The following is a 15,640-nucleotide window of genomic DNA, read 5'->3' on the forward strand; positions in this document are numbered from 1 at the left end:
AATTAATGCTAAAAGCTTATCTAGAAAACATAAAAGATATTTCTACAAACGATAAAGAACACACACATAGAACAGCTTTGCAAAATTTATTGCAAGCTATAAAAGATAATCAAGACAAGCAAAATAAAATCTCTATCAAACAAGAACCAAATAACGACAAAGAAGGTAGAGGTGCTCCGGATTTTTTGATTACAAAAGATTTTTTAACACTAGGTTACATAGAAAACAAAAGAGTAAATGCAAATCTTGATAACATCATAACAAGTGATCAAATTTTAAAATACACAAAATTAAGCCCAAATATCATTCTCACAGATTATTTAAGATTTATATTATTAAGTTTAAATGATAAAAATGAAATTATCATTTGTAAAGAAGTAAAAATTTGCTCTCTTGATGAGATTAAAAGCATTGTTAAAAATCAATCTTTGCTAGATACTAAAACACAAGAGTTAAACGAACTTTTTAGCATATTTTTTTCTAAAATCCCAAATCCCATAAATTCAGCTTTAGATTTTGCAAACCATCTAAGCCTAAGAACAAGAATTTTAAAAGATGAGCTTTTATTATCAAGCAAAAATGAAACTTTATTAAGTTTATTTAACACCTTCAAAGAAACACTTTATAAAGAATTATCCTATGAAGAATTTTGCGATTCTTTTGCACAAACTTTAACTTATAGCTTATTCTTAGCAAAATTAAATAACGATACCGCAAAAGAAATAGATCTAAACAATGCTAAAAAATTCATACCAAAATCATTTCCATTAATCCGTTCTATGAGTGGATTTTTAGATGATAGTTTTGAAAATTTAGAAAATATAAAATGGCTTTTAGAAGAAATCATAAACATTATAAATCACATAGACATTACAAGCATTATTAAAGAATTAAACAAAACAGGCGAGAAAGACTTATTTAATCGTCCTACTATTTTATCTACTCACAAAGATCCTTATTTGCACTTTTATGAAACATTTTTAGCAAGTTATGATCCAAAGCTTAGAGAAGTAAGGGGAGTATATTATACTCCTGCGCCTGTAGTAATTTTCATCATAAATGCCATAGATGAAGCTTTAAAACAAGATTTCAATCACAAAAAAGGATTAAGTGAAGCTTTAGATAAAAATATAACCTTACTTGATTTTGCCACAGGCACTGGCACCTTTTTACTTGAAGCTTTTAGAAAAGCTTTAGAACCTATAAGCAAAAATAGCGTTAATTACAATCCAAAAGCTTTGATAGACAAATTTTGTGGTTTTGAATTTTTAATAGCCCCTTACACCATAGCACATTTAAAAATTTCTCAAAGTTTTAAAGAAGAATTTAACTCTCCATTAAACGATGATGAAAGTCTTAAAATAGCACTAACAAATACTTTATATTCTAAAAGCATATCCAAAGAACAAAATGATCAAAACACGCTTTTTACTCTCATTGATCTAACAAAAGAATTCAAAAAAGCACAAAAAATAAAAGAAGAACAAATTCTAATCATCACAGGCAATCCGCCTTATAGTGGAGCAAGTAGCAACAAAGGCTTATACGAAGATGAGATCAAAATAAGCTATGGTTTAGAACCAAGCAAAGCAAATCTTAATAATGAACAAAAAAAGTGGATAAGCTCGTATTTTAAAGAAAAATCCAAACAAAACACAAGTACTTTTAAAGCCATATATGAAAAACACAAACTAGAAAATGAAAAAAATCCAAAAGTAATGCTTGATGACTATGTAAAATTCATACGCTTTGCCCAAAGTAAAATCGACTCTCAAGAAAGCGGAATTTTTGCTTTTATTTCAAATAATAGCTTTTTAGATAATCCTACCTTTAGAGGTATGAGATATTCTTTAATGCAAAGCTTTGATAAAATTTATATACTTAATTTACACGGCGATACTAGAAAAAAAGAAAAAGCTCCTGATGGAAGCAAAGATGATAATGTCTTTGATATCATGCAAGGTGTGAGCATAAATATCTTTATAAAACAAAATTCAAAAGCTAAAAATACAAACATTTATTATCATGATTTATACGGCAAAAGAAAGGATAAATACGAATTTTTATATGAAAATGACTTAAATTCTATAAAATGGACTTTGGTAAAAAACAACGAGCCTTTTTATCTTTTCTTACCACAAAATAATGATTTATTAGAAGAATACAACAAGGGCATAAGCGTAAAAGATATTTTTATGCTTTCAAGCGTAGGAATTGCAAGCTCTAAGGATGCTATATTAATCTCAACGAATAATAAAAAATTAGAACAACAAGTTTATAATTTTTATAATGAATTTGATAAAAAATACATCAAAGAAATAGCATATAAACCTTTTGATACGCAAAAAATTTATTATGATATAAAAAAAGTGGAAAGACCAAGAATTGACATAATGGAACATTTTTTGGGGTATGAAAACATAGGTTTGATTTATGATAGAGGCACTAATCTAAAAGAAATTTCAAATTTATTTATAAGCTCAAAAGTTATAGATAAACATTTAGTCGGAGCAAATAGCTATGTTTCTCCACTTTATCTTTATCCTACAACTAGAAGTAAAAAATTCCTAAAAAAAGAAAATCCAAATTTTAACGAAGAAAATTTCACCTCAAAAATAGAAAATTTCAAAGAAAGCTTTAGAACTTTCATAGATGAGCTTTATAAAGAAAAATTCTCACCAGAAGACATACTAGGCTATATTTATGCGGTGCTTTTTCATAAAATTTATAGAGAAAAATATCTTGATTTTTTAAAAATTGATTTTCCAAAAATTCCTTTTACAAAAGATAAAAATACTTTTAAAAATTTAAGCAAACTAGGCTTAAAACTTGTAAATTTACATTTATTAAAAAATGATGAGTTAGATTTTAATGTAGGTGAAGCCTTGTTTAAAGACATTAAAAATAAAAATTTCAAAATACAAAAAATCAAATACAACAAAGACGTAAAAGAACTTTTCATAAACGAAAGTTTGTATTTTAATAAAGTAAGTCCTGAAATTTATGAGTTTAAAATAGGCGGCTATGCTGTGCTAGATAAATACCTAAAAAGCCACAAAGAAGAAGACATAGATCATAAGTATTTTACCTTGATCATACAAACTTTAGATGAAACTTTAAAAATTCAAGATGAAATTTCAAAAATCAATCTTAGCTAGTATAACTAGCTAATGATTAAAAGTTTTATCTTAGCTTCTATAATCTCTTCTACTTCATCTTTTACAAAGCTTTCTAACTCTTGTTTGTTTGTATTAATACCATTCATACTTAAATGCCACAAAGCATTTTCTATCGCACTTTGTTTGTCTCTTTTTACCACTCTAGTTTCGTTAAAAATTTCACACTCATAAGGGATATTTTGTGTATTTAAAAAACCTTGCAAATCACTTTCATAAAAACCTTTAAAATGAGTGTTAAAATGCTCAAATATAGGATCTAAAAAGCTACTTTTACGCCTACTTGCCCAGCCTAAATACACTTTTTTAGAAGCTAAGTTTAAAAAAGCTTTATAGTCTTTTTCATTTTGTAAAGCAGGAGACATACTTAAAAAGGCTAAGTCAAATTTTGCGTTATTATTTTTATAAAAGCTTTCAAAGTCTAAATTCAGGGTTTTTACATTTGATATGGTATGAGTTTTTGCATTTTCTTGTAAAATTTCAAGCATAACATTTGCACTATCTAGAGCTAAAATTTCTTTAGCTTCTTTAGCTAAGTGTAAAGTCCAAACCCCAGTTCCACATCCTATATCTATAATGCTTTTATTTTGAAAAGAAATATTTAAATTTTGTAAATATTCAAAAGTTTGCTTTTGTATGGTGTTTAAAGTGTTTTGATATCTTGCGTAAGTTTTGGCCTTTTTATCCCATAAATTCATATATTTTCCTTGATAAAATATATAAAATCATAGCATAAATTTTTAAAATTCAAGCCCAAAGAAAGGGCTTGAATGATTAATTAAAACCTTTTCTTCTTAACATCTTCTAAGATATTATTAGCTATATCACTTACTGTACTAGAAATAATAGCTGATTCATTAGCAATTTCAACATTATCTTTAGTAGTTTGATCAATTTGAGCTACGCTATCATTGATTTGAGTGATACCTGCAGTTTGTTCTTTAATACTTTCTGCCATATCATTGATAGATTGAACAAGTAAATTAGTATTAGCTTCAATTTCTGATAAAGACTTTTGAGTTCTTTCAGCTAACTTTCTAACTTCATCAGCTACCACTGCAAAGCCTCTACCATGTTCTCCAGCACGAGCTGCTTCAATAGCTGCATTTAAAGCTAAAAGATTGATTTGATCTGCAATATCACCTATAATACCTGTAACATTTTTAATCTCTTCAGATTGAGTGATAACATCACTAGTTTTAACTGAAACATTTTGCATAGAAGAAGTGATCTCTTCTAAAGCTGCTGCAGTTTCTTCTAAAGATTGAGCTTGAGAATTTGAAGAAGTGGTTAAGCTTTGAACAGCAGTTTGTAATTTTCCACTTTCATTAGCTAAAGCATTAGCAAAGTCTGAACTTTGTTTTAGCATTTTAACTATTTCATCACCTAAAGCATTAGTAGTTAATTCTACACTACCGCTAGCATTTTCTAATTTATTTCTAAAGTCTAAGCTTTTGTATTCTTCAAAAATTTTATGAATAGCATTCATATCAGAACCTACTCTAGCTTGTAAAACATCAAGAAGTTTATTTAGAACATTTTTAAGTTCAATAAGTTGTGGGTTTCTTGGATTAGCAGTAATTCTTGCTGTTAAATTACCACCTTCTACAACTGATACGGTTTGAACTGATTCTTTAACGGCTTGATTGTCTTGTTCTAAGCCTCTTTTAGTAGCAAGAATGTTTTCATTGATAGCATTTGAGATTTGTCCAAATTCATCATTGCTTTTTACTTCTATAGTAGAAACATTTTTTGTTTTATAGTTGATAAAATCAAAGAATGAAGTTAAACCTGTTTGGATAGCTGCAAGTGGGGAGAGGTATTTTGATACGATGAAATAAAGGAGGATGATGCTAAGAATGCTTGCAAAAACAACAATCACAGTTTGTATAAATGCAATTTTATAAACTGGAGCTTCTATTTGTTCTATTGGCTCTCCAACGCAAGCAGTATAAATTCCAGAAACCTTTGTGCATACAGCAAATCTTTCATTACCATCTTTTGGTCTAGTATACTCAAAAGGTTCAAGATCCTCTTTAGTTTTAGCAAGATTTGCAATAGTACTAATATCATAACCTTGTTGCAAAAGAGTTTTGTCTGTAGAAACAAATACTTTATTTTCTTCATCAAATACAAAAGTTCTACCTGGTAAATTTTCAAATTCAGCTTGCAAATCTGCCGCAAGAATATCTACAGCCAAAACCCCTATAAATTTACCATCTTTATAAAGCGGAATAGAATATGTAAAGCAAGGTAAATTTGTAGTTACATCAATATAAGATGGGGTAATATAAAGTTTATTTGTTTTAACTGCTTCTATATAATACTCTCTTGTTCTAGCATCATAATTATCAGCTTTTCCATAAGTTCCAAAATCTAAATTTTTAGCATCAGAGTCTGGATCGCTTACAACAAGTTCGCCATTTGGTTGAGCAATATAAACTGCTAAGAATCTTCCAGCATCTCTAAAATTCTTTAAATCTTTTCCAACATAATGCATTAAAGCATCTTGACTATCTAACTGTTCTATAGGATGCTTTAAAATACTTTTAGCTAAACTTTCAAGAGCTAAAGAATTTCTTGCCTTAAAAGACTCTATAGAATTTTTAGCCGTTTTAACATAATTTATTTCAGCATTCACAACTTCATGAAAAATTGCTTGCTTTACAAATATAAATGTTACAACACCTAAAATTATCAAACACACTACTGCGATTAAATTTGCAATCAGTGAAACCTTCAATTTTACACTTTTCATAATTTAAGCGCTCCTTTCTAATATTATTTTATAGAGATATCTACATAAAGTTTTAGAATTATAAATTAAAAAATCTAGATTTTTACTTAAATATAAAAGTAATAAAAAATTTTATTTAAATAAAGCTCGTTAGTATATCAAAAAAAATAAAATTAATATAAAATTATTTTTTATAGATGTTTTAAAACTATTTAACAATATCAAATACATTTTAAGGTGTGATAAAATTCAGGATTATTAAAAGTTGGAGGAAAAGGAACGCTAGCTCTAAATTCTTTATAGGTATTACCCGGGAGTGTGTCTATGATTTCTATAGTATAAGAAACACTTGTATTTTGCATTTTAGCGTTACGGATATTTTTATCATTGAAAATTTCACCTCCTACTTGTTGTTGGTTTAATATGCTAAGTATCAAATAGCATTTTTTGATTTCAAATTTAGTAAGATTTTGAACTTTTCCATTTACTATAACGCTTTCATGTCTTAGATCTCTTGTATAGGTTAGTTTGCTAAGATCGGCTTGAGTGGTGAATTGATTGATTGTCAGAAAAATAGAATATATCAAAAGTGCGGTAAAAATAGTAGCTATGGTATAAGAAATCAAAGCCATTTCTTTTTGTTTGACTTTTAGAAAGATTAAAATACAAATCAAGGCAAAGCAAATAAGTAAAATGATAAAAACTATAATATGAAAAATTGTAAAATGCATTAAAAACACTCCGAAACTAAGCGTATGGTATAGTTATTTTCATAGTTAAAATTTTCAAAAGCAATTCTTTGAAATTGGGTTGCGTTTTTCTTTAGATCTTTAATTTCTCTACTTTTTTGTCTAAAAGGGATAAATTTCTTTTTATATTCTTCTATGATATTATCATTAGGTATTTTATCTGCAAAAATTTTAGCTGTAATTTTACATTCTTTAAAATTATTTTTTGAATTATTTGTAATGTTAAAATCAACAATTAAATCATTTGAGCTTTGTATCATTTTTTGATCTGTAATAGCGATTTTTCGAGTTCTTACTTCATTGTCTATTAGTTTATACCCATAGATATAAACTAAAAAACAAATAATAATATCAAATGCAATAATAAAAAGTGCTGCTATAGGTCTATGGCGTAAAAATACGCAAAGAAGTAAAACACAAGTGAAGAGAAAAAAAACTAATAAAATCAGCATATAATCTACTAAATATAAATGAGTAGTGTAAAAAAGCACAATTTCTCTTAGTTTCTCCACTTGCGTATCCTTTTAGTTTATGTTGGCAGAACTTTGCTTTTTAGCATCTTTGGTATCAACCCAAATGTTTGGCACTGCTCCACCTGGAGTTAAGAAAATTTTAGCATCTTGATTGACTTTTAAGGCTTCATTAAATTCTTTTTGAGTTTCAATTTGTTTTAAATTTAGCAAAGGGGTGTTTAAGCTGTTTGCGATTTCTTTATTAGAATAAGCTTGTGCATCTGCTTCTATCTTAACAGCCATAGCTTTACCTTTGGCGCTGATTATGGTTGCATTTGCTTCCCCTTCAGCTAAAGCAGCTTTTTTTAAGGCTTCTTGATTAGCTCTTTCTACTTCATATTTAGTTCTTTCAGCCTCTTGTTTTGCAATTTGCACGCGTTCGATTTGTTCTTTTACTTTTGAAGGTAAAATAATTTCTCTAAGTTGTACAGCGCGAAGTTCTACAGGTTCGTTTGGTTGGGCTTCTATGGTTTTTCTTATACCTTCTTCTATTTGAGTGGCTATTGTATTACGATTAGTAGGAAGTTCTTCGGCTGTATATTTTCCTACAACACTTCGCACTACATCACGAACAACTGGATCGATAATTTTATTTTCCCAATTTAAGCTCCAAGTAGCTATAGTTTGAGGAACTTGCAGAGGATTTAAGCGGTATTGTACTGTAACATCAATAGATACAGGCAATCCACGAGAGTCAAGCACAGAAATACTATTTTTATTAATAACACCTGAACCTGAAGATAAATTTTCATTACTTCCCTCTATAGAAGCATAGTTGATTTGTCTTACTCTAGTATCGATTATGGTTATTTTTTGTACAAAAGGTAAGAAAAAGTGAAGTCCTGGTTCTAATGGATTTGGGTCATATTTACCTGTTGTTGATTTAATCCCCATTTCCCCAGAATTTATCACCATAAAAGGTTTTGCAACGATTAAAAATAAGATAATAATAATCACCCCATAAATAAATGGAGAGAATTTTCCAAAACCTTTAAAATTAAATTCTGGTGCTTTGAAATTGAAATTTTGACGGTTGTTGTTTCCGTTATTGTTAGAATTTCTATTTTTTTTATTGAAATAATCATTTAAATCAGCTGGCATTTATTTCCTTTTTAAATATAAGTTAGCATAGATGCGTATTTTTCATTGCGTCCATAAACTACATTAAAATAAGCATCTTGAAGTTTTTTGGTTACAGGTCCTCTTAAACCATTTCCTATTATTCTTGCATCAATGTTGTTAATAGGTGTGATTTCAGCGGCTGTTCCGGTAAAAAATGCTTCATCAGCAGTATAAACTTCATCTCTTGAAATTCTTTGGCGAAGCACAGTGATACCAAGATCATGAGCTATTTTAAGCACTGTATTTTGAGTAATGCTTTTTAAAGAAAAATCATTTGGAGGTGTGATTAAAACCCCGTCTTTTACAATAAAGAAACATTCTCCTGTTCCTTCTGCGATAAAACCTTCTTCATCAAGCATTAAAGCTTCTTCATAGCCTGCTTCAATAGCTTCAAATTTTGCAATTTGAGAGTTAAGATAATTTGCACTTGCTTTAGCTTTTCCCATGCATGACTTAACACTATTTCTTGCAAAAGACGAAATTTTTACTTTTATGCCTTTTTCTAAACCTTCTTCTCCAAGGTAAGCACCCCATTCCCAAGCTGCAATTCCAACTCTTACAGGAGCTTTTATATGATAAAGTCCCATAACTCCATCGCCTAAGAAAATCAAAGGGCGGATATAGACATTGCTTTTAAAGTTGTTTGCTTTTAAGAGTTCAATTTGTGCATTTTCAAGCTCTTTTTGGGAAAAAGGACAATTTAAAAGAGTAATTTTTGCAGACTCTAAAAGTCTTTTGGTGTGATCTTCAAGTCTGAAAATTGCCAAGCCTTTATCTGTTTTATAGGCTCTAGTTCCTTCAAAAACAGCATTGCCATAATGCAAAGAATGGGTTAAAAAGTGCAAAGTTGCATCTTTAAAATCAACTAATTTTCCATCCATCCAAATTTTATCTGCTGAGATCATTTTTTTACCTTTTATAGTTGTTTATTTCTTAAAAAATATTATTTTAAGAATAAATCGGGATTTTATCAAAAATATACTAACAATAAGCTTTTATTAAATTAAGGTTTTTTGTTAAAAAAAATATTAGGTATTTTTTGAAATAATTATGAAAAATTATCGTTAAAAAAGGAGAAATTATGCCATTGGTAAATATTAAATTAGCAAAGCCGTCTTTAAGCAAGGAGCAAAAAGCAGAACTTATAGCTGATATTACCAAACTTTTAAGCACGAAATATAATAAAAGTAAAGAAAGAGTTGTGGTGGTTTTAGAAGATGTAGAAAATTATGACATAGGCTTTGGCGGAGAAAGCGTTGAAGCTATTAAAGCAAAGGCAAGTAAATGAGTTTAAACATAGGAGATAAAGCGCCTCAGTTTGAGCTTTTAAATCAAGATGGGGTAAAAATAGCATTAAAAGATTTTATTGGCAAAAAGGTGATTTTGTATTTTTATCCAAAAGATAATACCCCAGGTTGCACTACAGAGGCTTGTGATTTTAGTTTAAATTATGATAAATTTGGTGGTAAAAATGCAGTGATTATTGGTATCAGTCCTGATAGCGTGGCAAGTCATGAAAAATTTATCTCTAAATTTGATTTAAAACATATTTTACTTAGCGATAGTGAAAAAGAAGTTGCTAAAGCTTATGGAGCTTGGGGGCTTAAAAAAAATTACGGAAAAGAATACGAAGGTCTTATTCGCTCTACTTTTGTTATTGATGAAATAGGTAGGATTGCTCAAATTTATAGTAATGTTCGTGTAAAAGATCATGCTTTAAAAGTGCTTGAAAGTCTTTAATGTTGGTGCATATTTGTTGCAGTGTGGATAGTCATTATTTTATTGAAGAACTTAGAAAAACTTATCCTAATGAAAAAATCATAGGATATTTTTATGATCCAAATATCCATCCTTTAAGCGAATACGAACTAAGATTTTTAGATGTAAAAAGATCTTGTGATAAACTTGGCATCAAGCTTTATAAAGGTGAGTATGAGTATGAAAAATGGCTTAATGCTGTGCGTGGTTATGAAGATGAGCCTGAAAAAGGTGCAAGGTGTGAAATTTGCTTTGATGTAAGAATGGGATCTAGTGTTAAATTTGCTGCTAAAATAGGAGAAAAAAAGCTTACTACTACGCTTTTAACCAGCCCTAAAAAAGATTTAGAACAGTTAAAAAATGCTTTACAAAAAGAATGTGAGCCTTATGGGGTAGAGTTTTTAGCTCCTGATTTTCGTAAAAATGGCGGCACTCAAAGGCAGTTTGCTTTAGCAAAAAAAGAAATGCTCTATCATCAAAATTATTGTGGTTGTATTTATGGACTTAAAAAACAAAAACAAGATAAGAATTTTATTGATGAATTAATGTCTCCTGTAAATAAGCAAATTTTACCTGCAAGTATAGAAGCAAGAATAGCCCTTTATAAAAAAGTAGTTTTATGGGAAAAAAAAGGTATAAAATTTGAAATTTTAAGAGAGAAATTTTTAAATTATCGTCTTTTAAGTGCTTCGATAAAATTAGATAAAAAGCCTGTTAAATCTCATATTTTATTTTATTCGCATTTTAAAAACGCTTATACAAGATTTTCTTTAAATGAAGAAAGCTTAAAACAGAATTTAAAAGAAGGTTTTTATAGAAGTACTAAAGATGAAATGGTTTTTGTGGAATTTTGGCGTTTTAATACATTTTTTAAAAACAAATGGAAAAATTTTGAAGATTTTTTAAAAAGACCTTTGAGTGTGCAAGCAGAAATTAAATGGCGCAATAAATTGTTTGGAACTTATAATCTTAGCCCTATTATCATCCTTGAAAATATTTTACCTTCAAGATATGAAGTGATAGCAAAAAGTGAAATTTATCATGATAATCAAGAGGTGCTTGTAGAAATTTAAGAAATTTATTAAGAAAAACTTTTTTTGTTAATGTAATTTTTAATGATTTTTTTATATAATAAAATTTTTAATTGTTTTCAAGGTTAATTTAATAATGATAGATGTAATGCAAATTCAAGAAATCTTACCACACCGTTATCCTTTTTTACTAGTAGATAAAATTACAGAATTAAAAGTTAAAGAAGTGGTTCGAGGATATAAAAACATCAGTATAAGTGACCATGTTTTTATGGGACATTTTCCAGGGCATCCTATTTATCCTGGAGTTTTGATTTTAGAAGGTATGGCTCAAACAGGTGGAGTTTTAGCTTTTGAAAGTATGGAAGATAAAGTGGATCCAAAAAGTAAAGTAGTTTATTTCACAGGCATAGATGGAGCAAAATTTAGAAATCCTGTGCGTCCTGGAGATAGGCTTGATTATGAAATGAGCGTGGTTAAAAATCGTGGTAATATGTGGATTTTTAAAGGGCAAGCTTTTGTAGATGGAAATTTAGTTGCAGAGGCCGAGCTTAAAGCTATGATAGTGGATAAATAATGAAAAAAATTCATCCAAGTGCGGTGATTGAAGAGGGTGCACAACTTGGTGACGATGTTGTAGTAGAAGCTTATGCCTATGTAAGCAAAGATGCTAAAATAGGTAATGATGTTGTCATCAAACAAGGTGCTCGAATTCTTTCAGATACAACTATAGGTGATCATTCTCGTGTATTTTCTTATGCTATAGTAGGCGATATTCCTCAGGACATATCTTATAAAGAAGAGCAAAAAAGCGGTGTTGTTATAGGAAAAAATGCAACTATTAGAGAATTTGCAACGATAAATTCAGGTACAGCTAAAGGAGATGGTTTTACTCGTATAGGCGATAATGCTTTTATTATGGCTTATTGTCATATTGCTCATGATTGTCTTTTAGGTAATAATATTATTTTAGCTAATAATGCAACTTTGGCAGGACATGTAGAGCTTGGAGATTTTACGGTTGTAGGCGGGCTTACACCTATTCATCAATTTGTCAAAGTAGGTGAGGGTTGTATGATAGCAGGAGCAAGTGCACTTTCTCAGGATATAGTACCGTTTTGTTTAGCAGAAGGAAATCGTGCAAGTATTAGAAGTTTAAATTTAGTAGGTACTCGTCGTCGTTTTGATAAAGATGAAGTAGATAGACTTAGTAGAGCTTTTAAAACTTTATTTAGACAAGGAGATTTAAAAGAAAATGCTAAAAATTTGCTTGAAAATCAAGAAAGTGAAAATGTTAAAAAAATGTGCCATTTTATATTAGAAACAAAGCGTGGAATTCCTGTCTATAGGGGTAAAAATAATGCCTAGAAAATGTAGTTTTTGCAATGAAGTGGAGAATCCACAAAGAAGAATTTTAGCAAATGAAAATGATGATGCTTTTATTTGTGAATATTGCGTTGAAGGTGCTTATAGTATTATTTATGGAGAAGAAAAAGAATTTAAAGAACCTAAACAAAGTCATAATACAGAATTTAAAGATATCACTCCAAAAGAATTAAAAGCTTATTTAGATCGTTATGTCATAGGACAAGATAGAGCTAAAAAAGTTTTTAGTGTTGGAGTATACAATCATTATAAAAGACTTTTTAAAGCTGAACTTCAAGATGATGATACAGAGCTTTTTAAGTCAAATATTTTACTTGTTGGGCCAACAGGAAGTGGAAAAACTTTATTGGCGCAAACTTTAGCTAAATTTTTAGATGTACCTATAGCAATTTGTGATGCAACTTCTTTAACTGAAGCAGGATATGTAGGTGAGGATGTAGAAAATATTTTAACACGTCTTTTACAAGCTGCAGATGGAGATGTGCAAAGAGCTCAAAAAGGTATAGTTTTTATTGATGAGATTGATAAAATTGCCAGAATGAGTGAAAATCGTTCTATTACTCGTGATGTAAGTGGAGAGGGTGTGCAACAAGCTTTACTTAAGATTATCGAAGGAAGTTTGGTAAATATTCCACCAAAGGGGGGGAGAAAACATCCAAATCAAGAGTTTATACAAATTGACACTTCAAATATTTTATTTGTTTGTGGTGGAGCTTTTGATGGTTTGGAAACTATCTTAAAAAGAAAACTTGGAGATAAAGTTGTAGGTTTTTTTGATGATGCAAAAGAAGAAAATAAAGCTTTACTTGAGAAAATTGAACCTGATGATTTGGTGCATTTTGGTTTGATTCCTGAGCTTATAGGTCGTTTGCATGTGATTGCATCTTTAAATGAGCTTAATGAAGAAGATATGGTAAGAATTTTAACTGAACCTAAAAATGCCATTATTAAGCAATATCAAAAGCTTTTTGCTATTGATGGGGTAAATTTAAAATTTGAAGAAGATGCTCTAAGAGCTATCGCACAACTTGCATTGGAGAGAAAAACAGGGGCTAGGGGGCTTAGAAGTATTATAGAAGAAATGATGGTAGATTTAATGTTTGAGTTACCAGAGTATAAAGACTATGATATTGTAATAACCAAAGAAGTTGTTAAAGACAATGCAAAGGCATTATTAATAAAAAGAAAAATAAGTTAAAAAGGATAGAAATGATATTAGATCAACTTATAGGATTTTTTTCTAGTGATATGGGGATTGATTTAGGAACAGCTAATACGCTAGTTTTGGTAAAAGATAAGGGTATAGTGATAAATGAGCCTTCTGTTGTGGCAGTTGAAAGAGAAAGGTATGGTTCCAAAGCAAAAATTTTAGCCGTAGGTAAAGAAGCTAAAGATATGGTGGGAAAAACCCCAGGTAACATCGAAGCTATTCGTCCTATGAAAGATGGCGTGATTGCAGATTTTGATATGACTGAAAAAATGATCCGCTATTTTATAGAAAAAACACATCGTAGAAAAAGTTTTTTACGCCCTAGAATTATTATTTCTGTTCCTTATGGTTTAACTCAAGTAGAAAGAAAAGCGGTAAGAGAAAGTGCTTTAAGTGCAGGTGCAAGAGAGGTATTTTTGATCGAAGAGCCTATGGCAGCAGCTATTGGTGCAAGTTTACCTATACAAGAACCTAAAGGAAATTTGGTAGTAGATATAGGGGGTGGAACTACTGAGATCGGAGTGATTTCTTTGGGTGGACTTGTGATTTCAAAGTCTATTCGTACAGCTGGAGATAAGCTTGATATGAGTATAGTTAATTATGTAAAAGAAAAATACAATCTTATCATAGGTGAAAGAACAGGCGAAGAGATCAAAATCACCATAGGTTCAGCAATACAACTTCCAAAAGAACTTTCTATGGTGGTAAAAGGACGCGATCAAGTAAGTGGACTTTTAAGTCGTATTGAACTTACAAGTGAAGATGTAAGAGAAGCAATGCGTGAGTATTTAAAAGAAATTGCTGATGCTTTAAAAATGGTTCTTGAAATGATGCCGCCTGATTTAGCAAGTGATATAGTAGAAAATGGTGTAGTTTTAACAGGTGGTGGAGCATTGATTCGTGGTTTTGATAAATACTTAAGTGAAATTGTACGTTTGCCAGTTTATATCGCAGATGAACCGCTTTTAGCTGTAGCAAAAGGAACGGGTAAAGCTTTAGAGGAAATTTCATTATTGCAACAATTAACCAATGAAGAATAAGATTTTTTATGTTCTTGTCTTAGCCTTTTTGGTTTTTATATCTTTTTATTATGGAGGACTTATCAAGCAAAATGTTCTCAGTGTTAATGATTTTGTTATAGGTAATTTTTATAATATTAAAGATTATTTGGGAAAAAAAATTTCAGAACACTTTAATCAAGCAAATCAAATTCAGCAACTAAAAGCTAGAAATAAAGAATTAGAAGATATTGCTGTAAAGGTAACTAGTTTTGCAAATCAATTAAATCGTATTTTAGAGGATCAAAATTCTACAAAATATTTACCTCAAGTTTCTTTAACTAGAGTTATTTCTTACGTTCAATTGAATGATTATAAAAAATTATGGTTAGATTGGAGCAAAATTCCAGTTGGTAAAAATCGTGGTTTAATATATCAAGGATATACTGCAGGTATAGCTATTAATAAAAATGGTAGAGCAATGGCTCTCTTACAAGGTGATGATCAGTGTGTTTTTTCTGTTTATATAGGAAAATCCAAAGCTCCAGGTTTAATCCAGGGTGAAGATGGCAGGATTGTGGTTAAATTTATTCCAAAATGGGCAAAAATTAATACCGGAGATGAAATTTTAACAAGTGGACTTGATAATATTTTCTTTTCAGATATACCTGTTGGTATTGTGAATAGAGTTAATGATGAAGATATGTATCAAAGTGTAGAAGTAAAGCCTTATGTTAAGATTAGTATTCCTGCTTATTTATATGTAGTAGATAATTTATAAGTCAAGGATTAGACTTTTTAAAAATTTTCTATATTTTTGCTAATTATTATAACTTTGTTTAATGCTAAAAATTTTGTTAAATTATCAAATAAATATTTATAATTGAATGAGAATTTTATAAAAAATCTTAAATTTCTTTATGTATTATTTCCTAGATTAAAAGCAGAGTGTTTATTTTTT

At 29.6% G+C, this 15,640-nt stretch carries 15 protein-coding genes; 9 read left to right on the forward strand and 6 right to left on the reverse strand.

Annotated elements, in window-relative coordinates; genetic code table 11:
- The first annotated feature begins 5 nt into the window (after positions 1 to 5).
- Complete coding sequence (locus tag OT390_RS01480) at positions 6 to 3,158, forward strand: type ISP restriction/modification enzyme (protein WP_394535981.1); 3,153 nt, start codon at positions 6 to 8, stop codon at positions 3,156 to 3,158.
- A gap of 5 nt (positions 3,159 to 3,163) precedes the next feature.
- Here OT390_RS01480 and OT390_RS01485 read toward each other — a convergent pair whose 3' ends face one another.
- The 6 genes from OT390_RS01485 to ilvE form a co-directional block, all read right to left on the reverse strand.
- On the reverse strand, positions 3,164 to 3,874 hold the full coding sequence (locus OT390_RS01485) for a class I SAM-dependent methyltransferase (protein WP_002867805.1): 711 nt from the start codon (positions 3,872 to 3,874) through the stop codon (positions 3,164 to 3,166).
- Positions 3,875 to 3,954: 80 nt separating this feature from the next.
- Entirely contained in the window at positions 3,955 to 5,934 is a 1,980-nt protein-coding gene (locus OT390_RS01490) for a methyl-accepting chemotaxis protein (RefSeq protein ID WP_052816913.1), read from the reverse strand.
- Between the two features lie 200 nt (positions 5,935 to 6,134).
- Positions 6,135 to 6,644, reverse strand: a complete 510-nt coding sequence (locus OT390_RS01495) for a DUF2393 family protein (RefSeq protein ID WP_002867731.1) — start codon at positions 6,642 to 6,644, stop codon at positions 6,135 to 6,137.
- Positions 6,644 to 7,174 (reverse strand): DUF2393 domain-containing protein, encoded by a 531-nt coding sequence (locus OT390_RS01500; protein ID WP_002867732.1) that lies wholly within the window; start codon positions 7,172 to 7,174, stop codon positions 6,644 to 6,646. The genes OT390_RS01495 and OT390_RS01500 overlap by 1 nt, the downstream gene beginning before the upstream one ends.
- A gap of 12 nt (positions 7,175 to 7,186) precedes the next feature.
- Entirely contained in the window at positions 7,187 to 8,275 is a 1,089-nt protein-coding gene (locus OT390_RS01505; protein WP_254414096.1) for a prohibitin family protein, read from the reverse strand.
- Between the two features lie 11 nt (positions 8,276 to 8,286).
- A complete protein-coding gene (ilvE, locus tag OT390_RS01510) occupies positions 8,287 to 9,201 on the reverse strand; it encodes a branched-chain-amino-acid transaminase (protein ID WP_002826902.1) in 915 nt (304 codons plus the stop codon).
- 176 nt (positions 9,202 to 9,377) lie between these two features.
- On the opposite strand from ilvE, the gene OT390_RS01515 reads away from it, so the two are divergent.
- The 8 genes from OT390_RS01515 to mreC all read left to right on the forward strand — a co-directional run bounded on the left by OT390_RS01515 (position 9,378) and on the right by mreC (position 15,460).
- Entirely contained in the window at positions 9,378 to 9,584 is a 207-nt protein-coding gene (locus OT390_RS01515; protein WP_002860331.1) for a 4-oxalocrotonate tautomerase family protein, read from the forward strand.
- A complete protein-coding gene (gene bcp / locus OT390_RS01520; protein ID WP_002873457.1) occupies positions 9,581 to 10,036 on the forward strand; it encodes a thioredoxin-dependent thiol peroxidase in 456 nt (151 codons plus the stop codon). The genes OT390_RS01515 and bcp overlap by 4 nt, the downstream gene beginning before the upstream one ends.
- Positions 10,036 to 11,127, forward strand: coding sequence for an epoxyqueuosine reductase QueH (locus OT390_RS01525; protein ID WP_052800338.1), 1,092 nt, complete (start codon positions 10,036 to 10,038; stop codon positions 11,125 to 11,127). The genes bcp and OT390_RS01525 overlap by 1 nt, the downstream gene beginning before the upstream one ends.
- Positions 11,128 to 11,221: 94 nt before the next feature.
- Entirely contained in the window at positions 11,222 to 11,662 is a 441-nt protein-coding gene (gene fabZ / locus OT390_RS01530) for a 3-hydroxyacyl-ACP dehydratase FabZ (protein ID WP_002851782.1), read from the forward strand.
- Positions 11,662 to 12,453, forward strand: coding sequence for an acyl-ACP--UDP-N-acetylglucosamine O-acyltransferase (gene lpxA / locus OT390_RS01535; RefSeq protein WP_052797881.1), 792 nt, complete (start codon positions 11,662 to 11,664; stop codon positions 12,451 to 12,453). The genes fabZ and lpxA overlap by 1 nt, the downstream gene beginning before the upstream one ends.
- Positions 12,446 to 13,669, forward strand: a complete 1,224-nt coding sequence (gene clpX, locus OT390_RS01540; RefSeq protein ID WP_002864582.1) for an ATP-dependent Clp protease ATP-binding subunit ClpX — start codon at positions 12,446 to 12,448, stop codon at positions 13,667 to 13,669. The genes lpxA and clpX overlap by 8 nt, the downstream gene beginning before the upstream one ends.
- An 11-nt stretch (positions 13,670 to 13,680) precedes the next feature.
- Entirely contained in the window at positions 13,681 to 14,721 is a 1,041-nt protein-coding gene (locus OT390_RS01545) for a rod shape-determining protein (protein WP_002857495.1), read from the forward strand.
- Positions 14,711 to 15,460 carry a rod shape-determining protein MreC gene (gene mreC, locus OT390_RS01550; RefSeq protein ID WP_052800337.1) on the forward strand — a complete coding sequence of 250 codons (750 nt, stop codon included), beginning with the start codon at positions 14,711 to 14,713 and terminating at the stop codon, positions 15,458 to 15,460. Before OT390_RS01545 ends, mreC begins: the two co-directional genes overlap by 11 nt.
- Positions 15,461 to 15,640 lie beyond the last annotated feature (180 nt).

The sequence above is a fragment of the Campylobacter sp. CFSAN122748 genome (genome assembly GCF_045277125.1).
GTDB classification, from domain to species: domain Bacteria; phylum Campylobacterota; class Campylobacteria; order Campylobacterales; family Campylobacteraceae; genus Campylobacter_D; species Campylobacter_D jejuni.